This is a genomic window from Pseudonocardia abyssalis (assembly GCF_019263705.2).
Taxonomy (GTDB): domain Bacteria; phylum Actinomycetota; class Actinomycetes; order Mycobacteriales; family Pseudonocardiaceae; genus Pseudonocardia; species Pseudonocardia abyssalis.
The window spans coordinates 516352-536931 of sequence record NZ_JADQDK010000001.1; the positions used below are offsets into that span (position 1 = coordinate 516352).

Sequence of the window (20580 nt, forward strand, 5' to 3'; positions counted from 1 at the left end):
CACGCCCGCACCACGACCGGACCCACCGCAGGCGCAGCCCGGACCCACCGGCCACTGCGACCCGCCCCAGGAAGGAGACGGCCACGTGACCACCGTGACCCAGCCCGAGACCCAGCCCGACACCCGCGAGTACATGGAGGTCAGCACCCCACGGGTGCACAACCTGCACCACGTCGAGGTGTTCACCCCCAAGCCGAACGAGTCCCTGGACTTCTTCACCCGCGTCCTGGGCCTGCACGAGACCCACCGCGAGGGCCAGTCGGTGTACCTGCGCGGAGCGGGGGAGTGGGCCCGCTACTCCACGATCCTCACCGAGGGCCCGAAGCCCGGTCTCGGGCACATGGCGTGGCAGGTCGCCGAGCCCGACCAGGTCGAGGGCTGGGCGCGGCGGTTCCGGGACAAGGGCGTCGAGCACAAGCTGGAGGCCGGCGGCTCGCGCTTCGCCCAGGGCGACACCCTCAGCTTCACCGGCCCGTTCGGGCACCGCACCGAGCTGTTCTACGACTTCGAACGCTTCGAGTCCGACACGCCGTCCGCGCTGCTGAGCCAGTGCGTGAAGTTCCCGACCCCCGGGATCGGGGCGCGTCGCCTCGACCACCTCAACATCACCGCCCGCGACGTCGACGAGGCCCGTGACTGGTACACCGACGTCCTCGGGTTCAAGCTCCGCGAGGCCGCCCGCACCCCGGAGGGTGACATCGGGGTGTGGATGTCGGTCACCTCGCAGGTCCACGACTTGGCGATCATGCGCGACGGCATGGGCGAGCGCGGCCGCCTGCACCACATCGCCTACTACCTCGACACCCCGGAGACCCTGTTGCGGGCCGCGGACACCTTCGTCGAGGAGGGCACCCCGATCGACGCGGGCCCCGGCAAGCACGGCCTGACGCAGGCGTTCTTCATCTACGTCTTCGAGCCCGGCGGCAACCGCGTCGAGCTGTTCTCCGGCGGCTACCCGATCCACGGCCCGGACTGGCAGCCGATCATCTGGGACGGTGCGAACATCGAGAAGGCCATCGTCTGGTACGGCGGGCAGCTGCCGGACAGCTTCTTCAACGTCGCCACCTGACGGCGCCCGAGCACGAGAACGGCGGTCGGGGCCGGCGTCGCGTCGGAGACGTGATGCCCGGTCGACCGCCGTTCCGGCGCTGGTCGGGCGCCCTGAGACCCGGGCGGGCCCCCCGCCCCGCCGTTCCCGCCGGCGCGACCGGCTCGGTCTGCGGATGCCCGATCTCCACCCGTCGCGACGGCTCCCTGCTGCCGATCGCCTGGTCCGCCGCGCCGATCGACCTGCCGAACGGTCGGGGGACCGTGCTGTCCTTCCAGGACCGGACCGCCGGATGCCACGGCCCCGTCGACGCCGGTCGCGACGGCCTCTTCGCTGACCCCCGGTGGCTCGCCCGCGAGCACCACATCTCCCTGCGCCTGCTGCAGTCCCTGTTCGCCGAGGACGGGGACTCGCCGGCGCGCTGCATCCGGGAGCAGCGCCTCCTGCTCGCGCGGCGGCCGCTGCTGGAGGGGACACCGGTGGGGGTCGCGGTGGATTCCGCGACGTCGGCACCTTCACCCGCGCGTTCCGGCGCTGGGCGGGTGTGACGCCGTCGGCGTTCGTGAGCCGCGATCCGAGCGGATGTGCGGAGACCGGACCGAGAGCAGCGCGGTGACCCGTTCCGCCGCACCGGTGGGCACCGTCGCGAGCGAGATCGACGAGTGCGTCGATCCGCGCGCCCGTCCGCAGCTGAGCGACGACGGCCGCCGCTCCCCCGGACACCACCGAACGGGAGTCGGCTCGCGGCCTGCCGTCGCGACCCGCCGGCGCTGTCCAACGGCCGGTGCCCGTCAGAGGCCCGGGTCGGGCAGCACGTCGCGCCAGGAGTGCTGCGGCTCGTAGCCGAGGAGTCGGCGGGCCTTGTCGATGCAGTAGAACGTCTCGTCGCGGCCCATCGGACGCCGCACCTCCACACCGCCGTAGAACCGGTCGATGATCTCGCTCGTGGTGGCGGCGACCGACATGTCGGCGTTCGCGACGTTGAAGACCTCGTAGCCGAGCCCGTCGGTCTCCAGGCAGCGCAGCGTCAGCTGCCCCAGGTCGCGGGTGTCGATGTAGGCGAACAGGTTGCGCCTGCGCAGGCCGGCGTCGGTGAGGAAGGCCGGGAAGAGTTCGGTGTACTCGTGGGGTTCGATGACGTTGTTGATGCGCAGTCCGTAGACGTCGGCGCCGGTGCGGGCGTGGAAGGACCGCGCGGTCACCTCGCCCGCGACCTTCGACATGGCGTAGGAGTCCTCGGGGACGACCGGGTGCTCCTCGTCGACCGGGACGTAGAGGGGCTTGCGATCACCGCGCCCGAAACAGACGCCGTAGGTCGTCTCCGACGAGGCGAACACGATCTTGCGGATGCCGAGGGCGGTGGCGGCCTCCAGGACGTTGTAGTGCGCGAGGACGTTGGTCGCGTAGGTGGCCTGGTCGGAGGCGAGCAGGGGGCGGGGGACCGCGGCGAAATGGACGACCGCGTCGTAGGCCGACCCGCCGTACGGCTCGGGGCGGGGGGCGTCGAAGTCGTCCTGGGTCGGGACGCCGGCCAGCGCCGAGTAGACCGCGCCGGCGTCGGTGAGGTTCACCCGCAGGTCGGTGACGTCGTCGTGGCCGAGCGGGGTGAGGTCGGCGTTGGTGACCTGGTGGCCGCGGGAGGCGAGGTAGGGCGCGACGTGGTGCCCGGCCTTGCCGCTGCCGCCGGTGAAGAAGATCCTCATGAGGCCGAGTCAAGCACTCCCGGGGGGCCGGAGCATGTCCGGCTGACGGGGGTCGGGTCCACGCGAGCACGAGAACGGCGGTCGACGCAGGCACCCCTCAGAAGACGTGGTACCTGGTCGACCGCCGATCGGCGCTGATCAGGAGATCGGCGGAACGTCTCGATCAGACGTCGTAGTGGAGCGGGTCGTAGGCCTCTGAGCTGCGCAGATGAAGATCGAACGGCCGTTTGGGGCGCATCTGGGGCGCACGAGCACCGGGGGAGTCTGTCCGATCGTGGGCTGGAACGGCGTGCCGATCGTGCCGTTTCGGCGGCCTGGAGCGACCACGGCTGCTGGACGTGAGTGTGGGTCGATGCGTGGTCGACGGGTCATCGCCGCAGCCCCCGTCACTTCCCCCTCGGCGGTGCACCACCGACGCCGCAACTCTCAGTCCGCCCCGAAGCCGTCATTCTGCGGGGATGGACATCACCTGCACTGTAGGCGTGCTCAGCACCGGTGCGGAGAACGTGCATCCTCTGGCCGGCGGGATCTCAGTGACGAGAGCGGATGCGGCCGAAGCAGCATCCGACGCTCTGGTGGCGGAGGCGATGGATCGCGGCCGCCCGGAGTACCGGATTCGTGTGGCCGACGCCTTGATCGTCGTCATCCCGGGCCTGACCCAGCAAGGCGACGTGGACCTGTTCGACCTCGTCGCGCTTTGCCGGGGTTTGAGCGCGCCCGTCGGTAGAGGTCCTGCTGTAGGGGCTGCACAGGGTTCCTCTCGACCCCTACGTCCCGGCCACTCAAGCAGGAAGCCGGTGTCGGCGCCGCACATGAGTCCATCTGCGCGGATCAGTGCCGGACGGCGCACCGGGGGTGATCGATGCCGTCAGGTCCGGTTCACGGCCCGGCGACCGCTCAGGGTCTCGGCGACGCCGATCAGTGCGACCGCGGCGACGACGGCCACGATGAAGCCGAGGACGTTGAGCTCGAAGATGTCACCGGTGCCGAGCAGGTTCGCGATCACTCCGCCGATCACCGATCCGGCCAGGCCGAGCAGGAGGGTCGCGACGACGCTCAGTCGCTGCTTGCCGGGCTTGATCAGCCGGGCGAGAGCACCGATGACGAGGCCGGCGACGATGAATCCGATCATGACTACTCCTAGGGATGAAGTTCGGTGAGCTCTCCAGGACTTCCCCGTGCCGCCGTCGGCCAACGGTCCCGCGCCTGACGATCTCCTGACGATCCGTCCTCCAGCCCGGTCCTGACAGCGCGAACGGTGGCGCAGGCCTAACTTCGACGTCGACCCATCACCGATACGAGGAGGTCCCGTGGGAGCCGACGACAAGATCCAGAACAAGGCCCAGGAGTGGACGGGTAAGGGCAAAGAGGCAGTCGGTGACGCCACAGGCGACGACCAGCTCCGGGCGGAGGGCCAGGCCGACCAGGGGGAGAGCGCGCTGAAGCAGGCGGGAGAGAAGGTCAAGGATGCGGCGTCGAAGGTCAAGGACGCGGTGACCGGCAAGTGACGTAGGGACGATGCCTGCACCGATCGTCAGACAAGCGTCAGGCGCGCGACGGGCCCGGATCGGCCAGTATCGGCAGGAGTCGCACGACGAGGGGAGCCCCATGCCCGGTCAACCGTCCACCGTCGACCGGTCCGACGTGGTCCGCCGCCTCACCGAAGAGTTCTCCGATCTGGTCCCGGCCGACGTCGTCCGTCGTGAGGTCTCGGTCGCTGCGCGGGAACTGCGGGGGCAGGTCCCGGCCGGATCCTTCGCGGAGATGCTGCACCGTCTCGCGTCCTACCGACTGCGCGGCTGGGTCGTGGTCCGACGCTGAGTACCGACCGCAGGACCGACGCGCCGACGCGCCTGCTGCTGGTCGAGGACGACGTCCGGATCCGGCAGGCGCTCGGTCTGGCGTTGGCTGACGAGGGCTGCGAGGTCGTCGAGGCGCCCGACGGGGAGTCGGCGCTGGCCGCGCTGGCCGACACCCGGGTCGACGTCGTGCTGCTCGACCTGATGCTGCCCGGCGTCGACGGCCTGGACGTCTGCCGGACCCTGCGCGCCCGAGGCGACCTGCCGATCATCATCGTGTCCGCGCGGACCGACCACCGGGACGTCATCGCGGGCCTGGAGGCGGGTGCCGACGACTACGTCACCAAGCCTCTCGTCGCCGCGGTCCTCGTCGCTCGGATCCGGGCGCTCCTGCGTCGCAGGCAGCCGGGCCCGGGCGCCGGCGCGACGGCTGTGCGGGTCGGCGACCTCGAGGTCCGACCCGACGAGCAGCTGGTCCTGCGCGACGGGAAGCCGGTGCACCTGACCCGCACCGAGTTCGGCCTCCTGCTGGAACTCGCCACCGCGGCCGGGCGCGTCGTCACCCGGGAGGAGTTGCTGCGCCGGGTCTGGGGGTACGACTACTTCGGCGACACCCGCCTGCTCGACGTCCACATCCGGCGGTTGCGCCGCAAGGTCGAGCGCGATCCGGACGACCCGCGGTGTGTACTGACCGTCCGCGGGAGCGGGTACAAGATCGGCCAGGCCGACTGAGGAGACCGTGTGCGTGTCGTCAAGCTGTCCCTGCGCTGGCGGGTGGCGGTGGCGTTCGGGCTGGTCTCGCTGGTGCTGACGGGTGCGCTGGCCACGGTGACCTGGAACCTCGCGTCGGGCTACATGCTGCGTCAGCGTGAGGACAGCGCCGTCGTCCAGGCGACGGTCAACGTCCGGCTGGTCGAGGCATCGCTCCGGGCCGGGTCGGGAGGCCTGCGCGATCTCCTGGCCGGGCTCACCACCGATTCCGACTCCACCGTCCTGCTCCGGCGTGGGGACGGCTGGCTCACCAGCGGTCGGCAGGTCGACCCGGAGTCCCTGCCCGGGCCGTTCATGGACTTCGCCGACGGTGGACTCCCGGCCCGGCAGCGGGTGGTGGTCGACGGCGTACTGGTCATCGCGGTCACCATGCCGGTCGCCACCGACGGTTCGGCCTACGTCGAGCTCTACCCGCTTCCTCAGCTCGACCGCACCTTCCGCTTCCTCAGCGGTGTGCTCATCGCCGGTGTGGCCACCAGCGTCCTGCTCGGCGTCACGCTCGGGTCCTGGGTCGCGCGACGGGCGCTGCGCCCACTCACGGAGCTGACCGACGCGGCGTCACGCGTCGCCGGTGGGGATCTGGGCTCACGTCTTCCGGCGAGTGCCGATCCCGACCTCGCCCCGTTGGCCTCGTCGTTCAACGACACGGCCGACGCCCTGGAGCGCCGGGTGCGCCGCGACATCCGGTTCGCCGGGGACGTCAGCCACGAGCTGCGGTCCCCGCTCACCACCATGGCCAACGCCGCGGCGGTGCTGGAACGCAGGCGGGACGAGTTCGGGGGCACCGCCCGGCAGGCCCTGGACCTGCTCACCGGCGAGGTCGACCGTTTCCAGCGGATGGTCGTCGACCTGCTGGAGATCTCCCGGGACGAGTCCGACGACGTCCATCCCACCGAGACCCTGGACCTCGGCGAGCTCGTCAGCGCCGTCGTCGCGGTGCGGCCGGCGCCGACGCCCGGCGTCGACCGCGACGGGTCGCCGGTGTTCGTGCAGGGCGACCGCAGGCGGCTCGACCGGATCATCGTGAACCTGCTGGACAACGCCGACCACCACGGCGGCGGGCCGGTGCGGATCGGGGTGACCCGGCACGCCGGACGAGCCCGCGTCGAGGTGGACGACGCCGGTCCCGGTGTGCCCGCGCACCTGCGGGAACAGGTGTTCGAGCGGTTCACCCGTGGTCTGCGGGCCGGACGACGAGGTGACGATGTGGGGACCGGCCTGGGGCTGGCGCTCGTCGCCCAGCACGTCGCCCGGCACGGTGGCACCGTTGACGTGCAGGACCGTCCGGGCGGTGGCGCCCGGTTCGTCGTCGAACTGCCGGAGGCCACATGATGCCCCGTCGCGTCGCGGCCCTCGTCCTGCTCGGCTGCCTCACCGTGGCCGGCTGCGGTGTGGGGGACGAGCCCGAACCGGTTCCCCTCACCGACGCGCCGATCCCGCCGGTGGCGGTCCCGACCGTCACCCAGCGCCAGGATCTGGCGCCGGCGCCCGACGCCACCATGTCGCCGGCCCCGACCGGTGGATGACCACCGGACCGTCCCCTCTCCCCAGGTGTCACCAGGAGCTGCGTCCAGTGGGTTCGGCGGGCTCCCCAGCCGCTTCCGTCCACGGATACCGCACTCCCGGGAACGACGGTCCGGCGGCCACCACCACCAGTTCTAGTGGATCGGCGACCGCCGCGGGCGCCGGTCGCGCCGATCGTCAGTCGTTCGTCAGGTGACCCGCCTGTGCGTGAGCGGGACTCCCCGTTGGCCGGGGCGGGGCCGCCCGGCGACGGATCGGCTGACGACGGTGCCGGGACCGGGTCTCCGGGTCGTCGCCGGCCGGCAGGAGCACGCCGAGCTCGGCATAGGACTGACGGACGAGCATCACCGACCACAGGGCGACGCCCACCACCTTGGACCCGTCCTCCAACACGAACGACGCACCCGCGCCCCCGAGGGTCAGATCGATCACCGCCGACGCTCCCCACATCACGGCCGCACCACCGACGAGCAGCACCGCCGGGCCCAACCGGCCGCGGAAACCGATGGTGAAGGCGCCGATCGCCAGGCCGTAGAGCAGGTACACGAGCGACTCAGGGATGCCGATTGCGAGGTAGACGGCGTCGTGTAGCAGCAGCAGATCGTCCAGGGCCATCGCGGCGGTGATGGCCCCACCCGCCACGAGCAACCGGGCGCCCGCGGAGTGCCCGACCCGGTGCAGGACCGCGGCCGAGAACAGGGCCACCGCGGCAGCGAGGTTCCACCCCAGCACGAACAGTTGCGACAGGTAGCCGGCGTGGAACGACCCGCCGGTCACTGTCGCCGGGTCGCGGCTGAAGTCCTCGAACCGCACATCGAGCAGGCCGGCGAGCACGACGAAGGCGGCGAGGACGGCCACGGTGACCGCAACCGTCACGGCCGCGACCAGCAGCGTCCGGCCGACCCGACCGGGTGACGGGCCTGTGGACGTCATGTGGCCGGACGGTAGCCGGAGGGCGAACATGAAGGGCATCGAGGGGTTACGCGACGACCGGTTCGGCCCGATCGGCCACGGGCCGAATCCACCGGTCCAGCAGGCGGGCGCCCCGGTAGGTGCCGGTGAGCGCTGCGGCGAGCACGGCGGCCACGGCCACCGCGAGCGGGTGTGCGGAAGCGACGTCGCCGACCGCCGGGACGAACAGCAGCAGCGTCACCCCGACCGCGACCACGAGGGTGAGCAGCGCCTCAGTTCCGGCACGTCCCCACCCGTCGAGCTCCCCGGCCTCGCACAGCCGCTCGACCACCACCGCGGTCACGACGACCGGCAGCGCGGTGCTCCAGCCCGAACCCACCCCGGGGCCGGCCAGGTGGGTGACGCCGACCAGGACGACCGACACGATCCCGACCAGCACGGCCAGGCGCGCGATGCGGGGCATTCGGGTGGCCGCGAGCACCGGTACCGCCACCAGCCCTGAGACCAGCAGGATCGCCGTCAATCCGAGCCCGACCACGAGCCCCGACTGGGTGTAACCCAGCGACAGCAGGACCGGGGAGAAGGTGCCGAGCGTGCGCAGCCCGACCAGGGTGCGCAGCAGCACCACGAGCAGCGCCGCGACCGGGATGAGCGCGAGCACCTGCACGGCGTCGAGCGCGGTGCTGGAGGTGAGGAGCGACCCCAGCGCGGGCGCATCCCGCACCGGTCCGGGCTCGGAGAGCAGGCGCATCCCCGGACGGACGAGCAGGCCGCCCAGCTCGGATCGGCCGATCGTCAGCACCGGTTCCCCCGGTAGCAGGTCGACGGCGACCAGCCGGGTGCTCTGCGGCTGTCCGGCGAGCTGCACCGTTGCGGGCACGCGGTCCCGGATCTGTACGCCGTACGCCGAGGTGACGGTGACGCGGTCGGCGTCGGTGCGCGGCAGGCCCAGCTCGTCGGCCAGGTCGGTGTCGATCGACGATCCGGCCACCCCGGTGCTGATCTGCGCGAGCACTACCGCCCCGGCCCCGTCCGGGCCGGTGACCCGGACCAGCTCCTCCTCGCCGACCTCCGCGCGGTGGCCTGCGGAGTCCGGTCCACCGGGGAGCAGCAGGGTGATCAGTGCGGCAGCGGTGAGGGTGGCGACGGCCAGCAGGGCAGTGACCGCGGCGGGCAGGGTCCGGGGGTGGCGAGGGAGGCGGGGGCGGGGAGTCGACATCAGCACTGCGCCGACGTTAAGGACGGCTCATGAGGGCGGCGTGCGGATTGGATGAACGACCCTTCACCCATCGTGGGTCAGATGATCGACGCTTCATCTTCTCCGCGCCGTCGTTTCATGCGCGGGAACCACGATGGTCACCATGAACCGGTACCCACGTGAGCCGTCTTCCCTGCTGCGCCCCGCGCGCCGGACGCTGTGGTCCCGGCTGGCCGTGCCACTGGCGGTGCTCGCCGTGCCGGTCGGGACGGCTCTCGGCGGCGCGTTGCTGACCACCGCCCCGCCGCCGGTCGTACCGCTGACCGACCAGACCGTCCGGCTCGGCTGTGCCGACGACGGCGACTGCGACTTCAGCAGGCCCTGATCCATCGGGGCTCAGCAGCGGGCGAGGCCGGGCGGAGCAGGCGGTACAGGGACCTCGACCCGCCCGGCGGTCCGGTCGCACCCGTACGGGCACCGTGCCGTGCTCGCCGTGAACCGGTAACCGAGATCCTGCACCTCCCGCGCCGCCCCGACCTCCCACGGGGAGCGCACCGTGGCCACGACGACCCCGCCGCGCACCGCCTCCGCTCCGACGGCACCCGGTGCGAGCGGAGCCCGGGTCGCCGACACGCCCGCGGGCAGCCGCTCCCGAGTGCGGACCCCGTCGACCTCGATCACGACGTCGACCGGGGCGACGAGGAACGCCAGCGCCTCGATCTCGGGCCAGGCTGCACGGGGGTCCGAGCCAGGTTCGTCGGGCCGCTGGGACCCGACGCAGCGGAGGTGCACGTCGCGGGTGACGGCGGCCGGGTCGGTGGGTTCCGATCACTGACGGTCGCTACGGCTCTCGCGGCGTGCTCCTAGGCGTCGGGTCTGTTGCTGCGGTGGTGCCGGGATCACGGCCGAGCATGTGGATGCAAGGTGAATGGGTGCGAACTCAGTCCCCGTCCTCGCCGCGGTCCTCGCCGCCTTCTGCGACCCCGGCGTCACGATCCGGTTCCCCGGCGTCTGCGTCGGGACCATCGGATGCCTCGTCCGGCTCATCGACGGTGTCGACGGCGGGCGCGTCCGGCGGGTCGGCGTCGGGGACGAGGCTGCTGAGCTCGGCCTGTTCGCGCGGGTCGAGCTCCACCTCGCGGACCGTGGTCGGTTCCAGGGCGAGGGTCCGGTCCGGTCCCGGCTCGCCGAGCCAGACCGCGCCCCCGAGCAGTGCGCCGGCGCCGGCGGCGACGGCCCAGCGTCCGGCCAGCCACGGCCACCCGTTCTCCGGCTGCCAGGTCATGCCGCGACCTCCGAGGGCAGGATGTCCAGCAGCCCGCGGCCGGTGACGTTCTGGATCTGCAGGCCGGGTCGGGCGTTGACCTCCAGCAGCAGTGGGCCGCGGTCGGCGTCGACGACGACGTCGGCGCCCAGGTAGCGCAGGCCGGTGGCCGCGGAGCAGCGGCGGGCCGCGTCGACGACCGTCGCCCAGTGCGGGACCCGGCGCCCGGTGAGCCGGTTGCCGGTGTCGGGATGGGTCTCGATCGACCGCCCGTCCATCCAGGCCCGCTCGACGAGGCCGGTCGCCAGGTCGACCGACGCGCCGATCGCCTTCTGGTGCAGGTTGGCGCGCCCGCCGCTGGCCGAGGTGGGCAGCCGCAGCATCGCGGTGAGCGGCCGGTCGTCGACGCAGATGACCCGGATGTCCGGGAGCCCCCGGAAGGACATCTCGTCGAGCACGGGATGGGCGCGAATGAGCGGTTCGACGAACGCGACGTCGTCACCGCGGGGGGAGTACTCCCCGTCGAGGATGCAGCGGACGTGCTCGCGGACGTCGCCCACGGTGATCGGGCGGCCCGAGGCGGACTCCCATCCGTCGCCGTCCGCCCGGCGCCGGGCGGCGAGCAGGATGCCCGATCCGCCGAGGCTCTGGCTCGGCTTGAGGGCGAAGGAGTCCGGGAGGGCGTCGAGGTCCAGCCGGGCGAGCGTGCGCCGGGAGTCGATCACGAGGAGGGTGTCGGCGACCGGCACGGCGTGCGCGGTCAGGGCCCGCTTGGTCGCGACCTTGTCGTTGACCAGGCGCACCGCGCGGGGTGGGTTCGCCCGGGCGATCAGCTGGTTGCGGGCGTTGAGGCCCATGATGCGGTCCCAGCGACGCACGCGGGCCGGGCGGGCGGACCGGCCGGGGAGGGAGGGGGTGCTGCGCAGGGGGGTCAGGATGCTCATCGCTGTTCCTCGTTCGGGATCGGCCGGCGCGGGGCGCTGGCGCGGGGTCGGATTCGGGTTCGGGGGGTGCGGGGTCGCTCGCCGGCGGCCGTTCACCGTCGGGCCAGCTCCCGGGTGGGTTCGGCGGGCGCGGTCGGTCCGGCGGGCAGGTCGGTCAGGGTGGGTGTGGCGATCCGCTCGGTGGCGGCGTCGGTCGCCGGGGCGGTCACGTCCGGCCGGCCACCGCCGAACCGGATCAGCTCGCTCAGCCGCAGCCCGCGGTAGGTGCCGGCCAGGCCGGCCCACACCGCGCAGGCGATCGCGAGGGCGAGCGGGGCGACGGTCGCGAGGTCCCGGATGACCGGCGCCAGCAGCAGCGCGGTCACCAGCAGCGCGACCGCGGTGGTCGCGACGGCGTCCCGGGCCGCGTCCGGCCAGCCGTCGAGATCCCAGGTCTCCCACAGTCGCTCGACCATCACGGCGGTGACGACGACGGGGAGGGCGGTCCCCCAGATCTCCCCGGTGCCGCCGCCGGCGAACTGGGTGATGGCGACGAGCACGACGGAGACGACCCCGACCAGGACGGCGAGCCGGGCCACCCGTGGCAGGCGGAAGCGGCGCAGCAGCGGCTGGACCACGAACCCGGCCGCCACGATGACCACCGTCAGGCCCACCCCGGCGACGAGCCCCGCCTGGGTGTAACCGATCGCGAGCAGCACCGGGGAGAACGTGCCGAGGGTCTGCACGCCGACGAACACCCGGAGCAGGACGACCACGAGGACCGCCAGCGGCAGCAGCGCGAGCAGCTGCAGCGGGCCCAGGGCAGGGGTCTGGGACAGCAGCGTGGCGAGGGTGGACGGGGCCCGGTCGGCGCCAGGAGTGGTCAGTAGCTGCTGACCGACCTGGACCTGGAGGGCACCCAGCTCGGAGCGGCCGAGCAGGACCGGGTTGGAGCGCTCACTGCGGTCGGTCACCGAGAACCGGGTACTCATGGGCTGTCCGGCGATCTGGAGTGCGCCGTCGACGACGGGCCGCTCCTCGCGGCCCAGTGACGACGCCACGGTGATCGTCTCGGCGGTGTCGAGGTCGAAGCCGAGGTCCTCGGCGATCCGGGTGTCGATCGACGACGCGGACGCGCCGGTGTCGATCCGGGCGACCGCCTCGACCGTGCGCCCGTTGGGGCCGGTGATGCGGACCAGCTCCTGCTCGCCGATCGTCGCCCCGGCACCGGGGGCCGACTCGCGGTCGGGGGTGAGCAGGACGCTGAGCCCCAGCACCAGGAGAGCACCGACGGCGAGCAGGACCTGGACGACAGCGGGGGTACGGGCGATTCGGTTCACGAGGACGAGCCTGCGTGCCGCACATGAAACGGACGCCCGGCTTCGATGAAGGCGCCCTCATGATCCGCCGTTCCGGTGGAGACGCCGCTCACGTCCCGACACACGACGAACGCCCGGCCGGTTCGGCCGGGCGTTCGTCAGGTCCACGTGGGTCGGCGGAGGTCAGTCCTCCTCGGAGTCACCCTCCTCGGAGTCACCCCCGTCGGAGTCACCCCCGTCGGAGTCACCACCCTCGGATTCGGATGACTCGGAGCCGGACTCGTTGCTCTCCCGGGCCTCTGGGGCGTCGGCGTCGCGCCCATCGGAATCGGCCTCGTCGCTCTCGCGGGCTTCACCCCCGTCGGACTCCCCGCCGTCGGAGTCACCGCCGTCGGACTCCCCGCCGCCGGAGTCACCGCCGTCGGACTCACCCTCGCCGACGTCCGCCCCGCCGGCGTCTCCGTCGGAGCCCGCCTCGCCGGAGTCGCCGTCCTCGCCGGAGTCGCCGTCCGCGCCGGACTCCGTGACCTCGTCGCCGTCACCCGGATCCTCCTCGGCGGCGACACCTCCGCCACCGCCACCGCCACCGCCACCGCCACCGCCACCGCCACCGCCACCGCCACCGCCACCGGCGCCGGGCGCCGGGCCGGTCCCCGATCCGGCGCCGCCGGTCCCGGGTGCCGTGGCGGTGAGCGGGGACGCCCCGGTCCCGGGTGCCGGAGCGGCCGGTGCCGGAGTAGTAGCCCCGGGTAGCGCGGGCTCGCCGCTGAGCAGCTCGGGGGGAAGCTGAGGGACCGACCCCGCGCCGTCACCGATCGTGGTGGTGCTGTCGTCGGCCGACCGGACCACGGCGGCACCGCCGGCGAACCAGCCGTCGGCCAGGCCCCAGGTCGCCGTGCCCGCGACGAGCGGGAGCGCCAGGACGGTCGCGAGGACGCCGCGCTGTCGTCTGAGGTTGCTCTTCACCTGATCCACGCATCCCATGCTGTCGGCACGTTCCGAGGGACGCATGAAGGTCCCGTGAAGGTTTCTTCATCCGGGGTCAGCCGCACCGGTACCCCATTCCCCGGACCGTCGTGATCTTCTCCGGTCCGATCTTGCGGCGTAGCTGGCGGATGTAGACGTCGACGACGTTGGAGCCCGGGTCGAAGTCGAAGCCCCAGACGTGGTCGAGCATCTGCTCGCGGGACAGCACCTGCCCCGGGTGCCGCAGCAGCAGCTCCAGCAGGGCGAACTCTCGGGCGCTCAGGTCGACGGTGCGCCGGTCGTCGGTCTGGGCCCGGCGAGTGCGCAGGTCCAGCGACAGTCCGTCGACGCTGAGCAGGGTGGGTTCGGAGACGCTGCCCGGCGCGCTGCGCAGCCGCAGCCGCACGCGGGCGAGGAGTTCCTCGAAGCGGAACGGCTTGGTCATGTAGTCGTCGGCGCCGCCCTCCAGCCCGGCCACGGTGTCGCGTACCCCGTCGCGCGCGGTGAGGATCACCACCGGCATCGCGACCCGGGCCTCGCGCAGTTCGCGCAGCACCGCGTAGCCGTCGCGGCCGGGCAGCCCGATGTCGAGGACCATCAGCTGGTACTGGCCGGAGAGGGCGTGGTCGAGCGCGGCGTGACCGTCGGAGACCATGCTGGTGAGGAAGCCGTTGGCGCGCAGGCCCTTGTCGACGAACCGCGCGATGCGGTCCTCGTCCTCGGCGATCAGGATGCGGTTCACGCCGTGCTGTCCTCTCGGTGGTCGATGCGTTCGTGGTAGCCCGCGGGCTGGGGCAGGTGCAGGGAGAAGCGTGCGCCGTGGCCGTACGCCGTCCGCAGCTCGACGTGCCCGTCGTGGCCTTCCGCGATCGCGGTGACGATCGTCAGGCCGAGCCCGGCACCGGTGTGGTTGGCCCGTGCGCCGCCGGTGGAGCCGCGGGAGAACCGCTGGAAGATCGCCTCAGCGTCCTCGGGACGCACCCCGGGGCCGGTGTCGGCGACCCAGAAGGTGACCTCGGTTGCGGTCACCGCGGACCCGAACCGGATCACGTCCCCCGGCAGGGTGTGCACGACGGCGTTGTGCGCCAGCTGGATGACCGCCTGCGTCACCCGCTGCGCGTCCAGCAGGCCGTCGCCCTCGGCGATCGACTCGAGCTCCCAGCGACGGTCGCCCAGCAGGCTCAGCTTGGCGTGGATGTCGCTGGTGAGATCGACCAACCCGACCTCCTCCGCGCTGACGAAGTCGGGCCGCTCGGACTTCGCGAGCAGCAGCAGGTCCTCGACGATCCGGCTCATCCGGTCGAGCTCGTCGGTGCACAGGCGCACGACCTCCGCCCGCTCCCGCGGGTCGTCGTCCTCGACGAACTCCAGGTTGCCGCGGATGATGGTGATCGGGGTGCGTAGCTCGTGGCTGGCGTCGTCGAGGAACTGGCGCTGTGCACCGAAGGCGTGTTCGAGCCGGTCGAGCATGCCGTTGAACTGGTCGGACAGCGCGGCGATGTCGTCGTGGCCCTCCACCGCGATCCGCTCGGTGAGGTCGTCGTGGCTGATCTGGGCGGCGGCGCGCCGGACCAGGTTGACCGGTTCGAGGATCTGCCCGGACACCACCCACGAGGCGACGGCCGCGACGATCAGCCCGATCCCGCTGACGATCACCAGCGTGCGGATGGTGTTGTCGATCTCGCGGGTCTCGCGGTCGATCGCGTAGGCCACGATGAAGGTGCCGTCGGGGTTGCCCTCGTCGTCGACGATGGGCACCTTGATCCAGCGGAGCTGCCCGTCGCGCGTCGGGAGGATGTCGGTGGTCGCCGGGTTGTCCACGATCTGCTGCCAGCGGTTGTCCCGCTCCGCGAGCGCGATCGCCTCCCGGCCCCGCTGCGGCACGATCATGCCGTCGGCGGTGACGCCCAGCACGATCTCGTCGTCGTCGAGGTACTGCCGCGAGATGTGCCGCTCCAGCAGTTCGGTGCCGTTCGCGTACCGGGCGCCGGTCTCCTGGTCCACACCGGCCGCGGCGAACTGCTTGAACTCCTCGGCCTCCTGGTTCAGCGCGTCGGTGGCGTCGCTCTGCGCCTCGGCGACGAGCAGGTTGCGGGTGACGACCACGACGGTCACCAGCGCCACCAGCAGCAGCAGCACCAGCCACGCCATGATCCGCAGCCGGGCGGGCACGACCAGCCGGCGACGGGTCGCGTCTCGGCGCGGGATCTCGTGGGAAGACCGGAGATCGCGGGTGGAGACGTGCGTCGGCGCGGGCGGGCCGGCGTCCACCGGCCGTGCACTCCGCACTCGCTCGTCGTGGGCCACAGTCTCCGTATCCTGCCCGCGGGCCGGGCCGGGGGCACACTGGATGAGGACTTCTTCATCTGCCGCCGTATGCCGCATGACCACCGAGGACGTGCGGGCCGGGCCTCAGCCGCCTCGGGCCGGGAGGAGCACCGTCACCACTGCGAGTACCCCGACGACGAGCACGACCGCGGACACCCCGGCCACCGCCGCCGGCGCCGCCACCCCACGGCCGTCGGCATCGCTCCCCGCGAGCACCCGCATCCGCGACGGAGCCACGACCGCGGAGCAGAGCACCCCGCTCACCAGCAACATGACGCCCGCGACGATGCCCGGCCACGACGGTGCGGCGTGCAGGACCACCGCCCCGGCCCCGATGGCGGTCCATCCGGTGCGCTGCCAGGCCAACGCGGTGCGCTCTCCCGCGACGACGGCCGGCACGTCAGCGCCCCAGCAGCAGCAGCGCGAGCACCCCGGCACCCACGACGACGATCCCCGCGGCGAGTATCCGCACCGTGGTTCCCCCGACCGCCAGCGGGAGGTCCTGGCGGATGGCGCGCTCGGCCCGGTCCCACCGCGCGTAGCTGCGCAGCGCCACGACGACGGCCAGCACCACCAGCAGCACCGCCAGGCCGTCGCGCAACGCCTCGGGGGTCAGCTCCGGGACCAGGCTGGCCAGTGCCACCCCGCCGGCGATCAGCGCGAGCGAGGTGCGGATCCAGGCCAGGAACGTCCGCTCGTTGGCCAGGGAGAACCGGTAGTCGGGGTCGTGGCCGACGTCCCGCAGCGGTGGCCGGCGCCGTGGCAGGGCCACTCAGTCCGCCAGACCGGGGTACTCGGCTGTCGCGTCGTCCACGGCGTCCATCATCACCGTCCCCCGGCCGGGGTGCCAGGTCGGGACGCCACGGGGGCGGCGGCCCCGTCGTGGATCTGCCCGACCAGTCGCTCCAGCACGTCCTCCAGTGCGACCACCCCGGCGAGCCCGCCCTGCGGGGCCGGGACGGCGGCCAGGTGTGCGCCGGCGTCGCGCATCACGGCCAGCGCGTCGCGCAGCGTGTCGTCACGGGAGAGCGTCGGCAGCGGGCGGGCCAGCTCGCCGGCGGTGCGGGCGTCGCCGCCACGGTGCGCCAGGGCGTCCTTGACGTGCAGGTAGCCGACCGGCTCCCCGTCCGCGCCGAGTACCGGGAAGCGGGAGAAGCCGCTGCGTGCGGTGGCCGCCTGCACCTCGCTCCCGGTCGCGTCCGCGTCGATGACGACGAGGGCGTCGCGGGGCAGCACTACTGCGTCCACCGTCAGCTCCGCGAACTCCAGCGCCCCGGTCAGCAGCTCCTCCTCGTCGTCGTCGAGCAGTCCCTCCTGCCGCGACTCGGCGATCAGCCCGGCCACCTCGTCGGTGGTGAAGGTGGTGGCGACCTCGTCCCGCGGCGTCACCTTGAGCATCCGCAGCACGAGGTTGGACACCCCGTTGAGCAGCAGGATCACCGGCTTGAGGACCATCGTGACCAGTGCCAACGGCGGCCCCAGCACCAGCGCGGCACGCTCCGGGCCGGCGATGGCGATGTTCTTGGGCACCATCTCGCCCAGCACCATGTGCAGGAACACCACGATCGCCAGCGCGATCGCGAAGGAGACCGGGTAGACGAGCGGTTCCGGCAGTCCGACCGCCGCGAACGGCACCTCCAGCAGGTGCGCCACGGCCGGTTCCCCCACCGCACCCAGACCCAGCGAGCACGCGGTGATGCCGAGTTGCGCACACGCCATGTTCAGCGAGACGTTCTCCATGGCCCGTAGCGTGATCCTCGCCGCGCGGGAGCCGCTTTCCGCGCGGGGCTCGATCTGGGTGCGCCGGGCCGAGATCAGGGCGAACTCGGCGCCGACGAAGAACGCGTTGCCCGCGAGCAGGGCGAGCCCGACGAGGATCGCGATGCCGTCACCCATCGACCTGCTCCGTCCCGTCGACCGACATCCCGACCCGGTCCACCCGCCAGCCGTCCATGCGTTCGACGCGCAGCTGTACGCGGTGCCCGTCGATCTCCTCGGTGACGGTGTCACCGGCCCGTGGGACCCGACCCAGCCGGTCGACGACCAGGCCGCCGAGGCTGTCGAAGTCGTCCCCCTCGGGCAGCCGGATCCCGCTGAGCTCGGCGACCTCGTCGGGGCGCAGCAGGCCCGACAGCGTCCAGCCCCCGTCGTCCGCGGGGACGGCGCGGTCGCCTCGCGCGTCGTGCTCGTCGGCGATGTCCCCGACGATCTCCTCGATCAGGTCCTCCAGCGTGACCACGCCGGCGGTGCCCCCGTACTCGTCGACGACGACGGCCATCTGCAGGCCCTGCGCACGCAGCAGCGGCAGCAGCGGGTCCAGCTCCTGGCTGCCGGGCACCGGGAGCGGGGGGACCATCAGGTCGGCGACGGTGCGGCCACCACGCTCGGGTTCCGGCACCGCCAGCGCGTGCTTGACGTGGACGATCCCCACCACGCTGTCGACGCCCCCGCGCAGGACCGGGAACCGCGAGTGGCCGGTGCGTTCCACGGCATCGAGCACCGAATCGGCGGTGTCGGTGGTGGCCAGGAACGTCACCTGGAACCGCGGCGTCATCACGTCGGCGGCGGTGCGGTCCCCGAACGCCAGCGAGCGGGTGACAAGGTCCGCGGTCGGACCGGCCAGCACCCCCTCCTGGGCGGAGCGGCGCACCAGCGACCCCAGCTCCTGCGGGGAGCGGGCCGAACGCAGCTCCTCCTGGGGCTCGATCCCGAACAGCCGGACGATCCGGTTGGCGGTGCCGTTCAGGAAGCTCAGCAGTGGACCGACTGCCCGGGAGAAGGCCCGTTGTGGCCCGGCGACCGCCTTCGCGACGGGCAGTGGGCGCGCGATCGCGAGGTTCTTCGGCACGAGCTCGCCGAAGACCATCTGCACGAACGTCGCGAGCACCAGAGCCAGCCCGATCGCGACGGCGAGCGCGGTGGCCTCCGGTAACCCGGCCGCGGTCAGGACAGGTCCGAGCAACGTGGCCAGCGACGGCTCGGCGAGGAACCCGACGACGAGGCTGGTCACGGTGATGCCCAGTTGAGCACCCGACAGCTGGGTCGACAGCGAGCGCAGCGCTGTCAGCACGCCGTCGGCCCCGTTGTCACCGTCCTGCGCGGCGCGCTCCACGGTGGACCGGTCGACGGTCACCAGGCTGAACTCGGCTGCGACGAACAGGGCATTGGCCGCGACGAGGGCCAGCGCGACGACCAGCAACACCCACTCGATCACCACAGGAGGTCGCGTAACGGTTCGGGATGGTCCATGCGCCCATGGAATCGGACATGAGGGACTTTCGCTCGCTGTGGTTCCCCGCTGATGTGCGGTGCGGGATCACCACCCGACGTCGTCGTCGCCCGCGCGGTCGGGCTCCACACCGAGGGCGTCGCGGAGCCCGCGCAGCAGCCCCGTCCCGTCCGGGGCCCGCACGACCAGCGTTCCCGACGGCGCCCGTGCCGCCGTCGATCCGTCGTGATCGGAATCAGGTGGCGGATCGTCCGCGACGGCCCGCTCACGCGGTCGGGGCACGACCTGACGCAGAGCGATCGCGGCCACCCGATCAGGGTGCCGCGCGGCGAACTCACCGTAGAGGTCAGGGTCGTGCTCGCCGTCGTCACCGATGAGCACCCAACTCACCTGCGGGAAGTCCTCGACCAGACGCTCCAGCGATGACCGCTTGTGTGCCTGCCCGTCCCGGAACCACGCCCGCGGCGTGATTCCCCAGTCGGTCATGAGCAGCGGCCCGGCCGGGAACCCGCTGTGCTCCAGGAAGCGGGCCACCGGCCCCGCGAGGTTCCACGGGCCGTTGCTCAGATACACCACCGGGGCGTCGGGGTAGCGCCCGCGCAGGGCCTGGAGCAGGCCGGCCATCCCCGGCACCGCCCGGCGGCCGCCGCTGGACCGGGCCAGGGTGCGCCACACCGCCCGCAGCGGGTCGTGGAGGTTCGTCACCCATGCGGTGTCGTCGATGTCGCACACCACGCCGAGACGGGCATCGTCGGGAGCGACGTGCACGGTCGCCGTGTCGTACCGCTCACCGACGGTCAGCGTGGCGGTGGCCCGCCCCTCGGGCATTCGGACATCGAGGGTGGCGTCGACGATGCCACCCTCGTCGCTTCGCACCGTCCGTCGTGACCCACCCAGCTCCACGACGACATCCACCCCGGGCCGCTCGAGGGTCAACAACCGCTGCCAACCCGGAACCCCTCGTCGAGCCGCCGGATCGGTGGCTGTGGGTGCCAGCAGGACCCGCCCCAGCACCCGTGCACGGCCCTGCGTCCCGTATCCGGGGTAGGGCAGGACCGCTGCGGTCCAGCCTATTCGCAGGGCGACCCGGGACGCCGCCTCACGCAGTCCGGTCTCCAGCCGATACGCCGTCCTGACCAGCAATGTCGCCTTTGCGGGCGGTGGGTTCTGACCCGAATGCCTCTCCACACGCACGTCCTCTCGGCGCCTGCTTCCCGGCACCTGGGTTCCACTGTGCCAGATCGGGCCCGTGGCCACCGGGTCGAGAAGGCCCGACTGGACGTCCTCCGGGCGCTCGGCGGGAGCCCGACCGGGACGGTGACGTCATCGGGTGTGGTGTTCCGCGGCGACCGCGTGATCTTCGTGCAGCTGACAGGCGCTCCGCACCCGGGCCAGGCAGCGGTACTGGGTCTGGCATCCCTGGGTGGATGGCTGTCGCCGGGATCGGTGTCGTGCTCACCACGAGTCTGAGCCTCATGATCCGCTACGGAGACGGAACCGATTGGCACGACCGGTGCCGCAGATGACGGTCGGAACCGGCTCCTGCCTGTGGCTGGGTCCCTGCCCTCTCGTGGAAGGTCGCCAGCCCGTCGCGCT

24 protein-coding genes are annotated in these 20580 nt (G+C 72.5%); 8 read left to right on the forward strand and 16 right to left on the reverse strand.

Going from position 1 to position 20580, the window contains the following annotated elements:
- Window positions 1-85: 85 nt before the first annotated feature.
- Window positions 86-1069, forward strand: a complete 984-nt coding sequence (locus I4I81_RS02445) for a catechol 2,3-dioxygenase (protein WP_218601395.1) — start codon at window positions 86-88, stop codon at window positions 1067-1069.
- 53 nt (window positions 1070-1122) lie between these two features.
- A complete protein-coding gene (locus I4I81_RS02450; protein ID WP_218615771.1) occupies window positions 1123-1596 on the forward strand; it encodes a hypothetical protein in 474 nt (157 codons plus the stop codon).
- Window positions 1597-1839: 243 nt separating this feature from the next.
- Here the strand turns inward: I4I81_RS02450 and I4I81_RS02455 are convergent, their stop codons facing one another.
- A complete protein-coding gene (locus tag I4I81_RS02455; protein ID WP_218615772.1) occupies window positions 1840-2751 on the reverse strand; it encodes an NAD-dependent epimerase/dehydratase family protein in 912 nt (303 codons plus the stop codon).
- A gap of 868 nt (window positions 2752-3619) precedes the next feature.
- Window positions 3620-3883: a GlsB/YeaQ/YmgE family stress response membrane protein gene (locus I4I81_RS02460; protein ID WP_218605336.1), complete on the reverse strand. Its 264-nt coding sequence runs from the start codon at window positions 3881-3883 to the stop codon at window positions 3620-3622.
- 178 nt (window positions 3884-4061) lie between these two features.
- Here I4I81_RS02460 and I4I81_RS02465 point away from each other — a divergent pair, with 178 nt between their 5' ends.
- The 5 genes from I4I81_RS02465 to I4I81_RS02485 all read left to right on the forward strand — a co-directional run bounded on the left by I4I81_RS02465 (window position 4062) and on the right by I4I81_RS02485 (window position 6847).
- Window positions 4062-4259: a CsbD family protein gene (locus tag I4I81_RS02465; protein WP_218605335.1), complete on the forward strand. Its 198-nt coding sequence runs from the start codon at window positions 4062-4064 to the stop codon at window positions 4257-4259.
- Between the two features lie 100 nt (window positions 4260-4359).
- On the forward strand, window positions 4360-4572 hold the full coding sequence (locus I4I81_RS02470; RefSeq protein WP_218605334.1) for a hypothetical protein: 213 nt from the start codon (window positions 4360-4362) through the stop codon (window positions 4570-4572).
- Window positions 4569-5282, forward strand: a complete 714-nt coding sequence (locus I4I81_RS02475) for a response regulator (protein WP_218605337.1) — start codon at window positions 4569-4571, stop codon at window positions 5280-5282. Before I4I81_RS02470 ends, I4I81_RS02475 begins: the two co-directional genes overlap by 4 nt.
- A gap of 9 nt (window positions 5283-5291) precedes the next feature.
- A complete protein-coding gene (locus I4I81_RS02480) occupies window positions 5292-6653 on the forward strand; it encodes a HAMP domain-containing sensor histidine kinase (RefSeq protein WP_218605333.1) in 1362 nt (453 codons plus the stop codon).
- Entirely contained in the window at window positions 6650-6847 is a 198-nt protein-coding gene (locus I4I81_RS02485) for a hypothetical protein (RefSeq protein ID WP_218605332.1), read from the forward strand. Before I4I81_RS02480 ends, I4I81_RS02485 begins: the two co-directional genes overlap by 4 nt.
- 175 nt (window positions 6848-7022) lie before the next feature.
- Here I4I81_RS02485 and I4I81_RS02490 read toward each other — a convergent pair whose 3' ends face one another.
- Window positions 7023-7778 carry a DUF8692 domain-containing protein gene (locus I4I81_RS02490; protein ID WP_218605331.1) on the reverse strand — a complete coding sequence of 252 codons (756 nt, stop codon included), beginning with the start codon at window positions 7776-7778 and terminating at the stop codon, window positions 7023-7025.
- Window positions 7779-7824: 46 nt separating this feature from the next.
- Window positions 7825-8976, reverse strand: coding sequence for a 7TM domain-containing protein (locus I4I81_RS02495; protein WP_218615773.1), 1152 nt, complete (start codon window positions 8974-8976; stop codon window positions 7825-7827).
- A 142-nt stretch (window positions 8977-9118) separates the two neighbouring features.
- Between I4I81_RS02495 and I4I81_RS02500 the strand changes: the two genes are divergently transcribed.
- A complete protein-coding gene (locus tag I4I81_RS02500; protein ID WP_218606370.1) occupies window positions 9119-9340 on the forward strand; it encodes a hypothetical protein in 222 nt (73 codons plus the stop codon).
- A gap of 11 nt (window positions 9341-9351) precedes the next feature.
- Here the strand turns inward: I4I81_RS02500 and I4I81_RS02505 are convergent, their stop codons facing one another.
- From I4I81_RS02505 to I4I81_RS02560, 12 genes are all read right to left on the reverse strand, one after another.
- Entirely contained in the window at window positions 9352-9747 is a 396-nt protein-coding gene (locus tag I4I81_RS02505) for a hypothetical protein (RefSeq protein WP_218606369.1), read from the reverse strand.
- Window positions 9748-9895: 148 nt separating this feature from the next.
- Window positions 9896-10240: a hypothetical protein gene (locus tag I4I81_RS02510; protein WP_218606368.1), complete on the reverse strand. Its 345-nt coding sequence runs from the start codon at window positions 10238-10240 to the stop codon at window positions 9896-9898.
- A complete protein-coding gene (locus tag I4I81_RS02515; RefSeq protein WP_218615774.1) occupies window positions 10237-11163 on the reverse strand; it encodes a sugar-transfer associated ATP-grasp domain-containing protein in 927 nt (308 codons plus the stop codon). Before I4I81_RS02515 ends, I4I81_RS02510 begins: the two co-directional genes overlap by 4 nt.
- Window positions 11164-11255: 92 nt before the next feature.
- Window positions 11256-12482, reverse strand: coding sequence for a 7TM domain-containing protein (locus I4I81_RS02520; protein ID WP_218615775.1), 1227 nt, complete (start codon window positions 12480-12482; stop codon window positions 11256-11258).
- Window positions 12483-12644: 162 nt separating this feature from the next.
- Window positions 12645-13436, reverse strand: a complete 792-nt coding sequence (locus I4I81_RS02525) for a hypothetical protein (RefSeq protein ID WP_218615776.1) — start codon at window positions 13434-13436, stop codon at window positions 12645-12647.
- Window positions 13437-13503: 67 nt separating this feature from the next.
- Window positions 13504-14169 (reverse strand): response regulator transcription factor, encoded by a 666-nt coding sequence (locus I4I81_RS02530; RefSeq protein ID WP_218604411.1) that lies wholly within the window; start codon window positions 14167-14169, stop codon window positions 13504-13506.
- A complete protein-coding gene (locus tag I4I81_RS02535; RefSeq protein ID WP_226363702.1) occupies window positions 14166-15698 on the reverse strand; it encodes a sensor histidine kinase in 1533 nt (510 codons plus the stop codon). The genes I4I81_RS02530 and I4I81_RS02535 overlap by 4 nt, the downstream gene beginning before the upstream one ends.
- Window positions 15699-15839: 141 nt before the next feature.
- Window positions 15840-16154 (reverse strand): DUF202 domain-containing protein, encoded by a 315-nt coding sequence (locus I4I81_RS02540; RefSeq protein WP_218604412.1) that lies wholly within the window; start codon window positions 16152-16154, stop codon window positions 15840-15842.
- Window position 16155: 1 nt separating this feature from the next.
- Window positions 16156-16527 carry a YidH family protein gene (locus I4I81_RS02545; RefSeq protein WP_226363703.1) on the reverse strand — a complete coding sequence of 124 codons (372 nt, stop codon included), beginning with the start codon at window positions 16525-16527 and terminating at the stop codon, window positions 16156-16158.
- 53 nt (window positions 16528-16580) lie between these two features.
- A complete protein-coding gene (locus I4I81_RS02550) occupies window positions 16581-17651 on the reverse strand; it encodes a hemolysin family protein (protein WP_218604413.1) in 1071 nt (356 codons plus the stop codon).
- Window positions 17644-18969 (reverse strand): hemolysin family protein, encoded by a 1326-nt coding sequence (locus tag I4I81_RS02555; protein ID WP_218604414.1) that lies wholly within the window; start codon window positions 18967-18969, stop codon window positions 17644-17646. The genes I4I81_RS02550 and I4I81_RS02555 overlap by 8 nt, the downstream gene beginning before the upstream one ends.
- Window positions 18970-19071: 102 nt before the next feature.
- The gene (locus tag I4I81_RS02560) at window positions 19072-19860 is read right to left on the reverse strand and encodes a phosphatase domain-containing protein (protein ID WP_218604415.1); all 789 of its coding nucleotides are present in this window, start codon (window positions 19858-19860) and stop codon (window positions 19072-19074) included.
- Between the last annotated feature and the right edge of the window lie 720 nt (window positions 19861-20580).

Bases quoted from the DNA above. Each gene is read 5' to 3' on its own strand.
- I4I81_RS02450 (WP_218615771.1), top strand. From the start codon at position 1,123: ATGCCCGGTCGACCGCCGTTCCGGCGCTGGTCGGGCGCCCTGAGACCC.
- I4I81_RS02455 (WP_218615772.1), bottom strand. From the start codon at position 2,751: ATGAGGATCTTCTTCACCGGCGGCAGCGGCAAGGCCGGGCACCACGTC.
- I4I81_RS02460 (WP_218605336.1), bottom strand. From the start codon at position 3,883: ATGATCGGATTCATCGTCGCCGGCCTCGTCATCGGTGCTCTCGCCCGG.
- I4I81_RS02470 (WP_218605334.1), top strand. From the start codon at position 4,360: ATGCCCGGTCAACCGTCCACCGTCGACCGGTCCGACGTGGTCCGCCGC.
- I4I81_RS02485 (WP_218605332.1), top strand. From the start codon at position 6,650: ATGATGCCCCGTCGCGTCGCGGCCCTCGTCCTGCTCGGCTGCCTCACC.
- I4I81_RS02490 (WP_218605331.1), bottom strand. From the start codon at position 7,778: ATGACGTCCACAGGCCCGTCACCCGGTCGGGTCGGCCGGACGCTGCTG.
- I4I81_RS02495 (WP_218615773.1), bottom strand. From the start codon at position 8,976: ATGTCGACTCCCCGCCCCCGCCTCCCTCGCCACCCCCGGACCCTGCCC.
- I4I81_RS02500 (WP_218606370.1), top strand. From the start codon at position 9,119: ATGAACCGGTACCCACGTGAGCCGTCTTCCCTGCTGCGCCCCGCGCGC.
- I4I81_RS02510 (WP_218606368.1), bottom strand. From the start codon at position 10,240: ATGACCTGGCAGCCGGAGAACGGGTGGCCGTGGCTGGCCGGACGCTGG.
- I4I81_RS02515 (WP_218615774.1), bottom strand. From the start codon at position 11,163: ATGAGCATCCTGACCCCCCTGCGCAGCACCCCCTCCCTCCCCGGCCGG.
- I4I81_RS02550 (WP_218604413.1), bottom strand. From the start codon at position 17,651: ATGGGTGACGGCATCGCGATCCTCGTCGGGCTCGCCCTGCTCGCGGGC.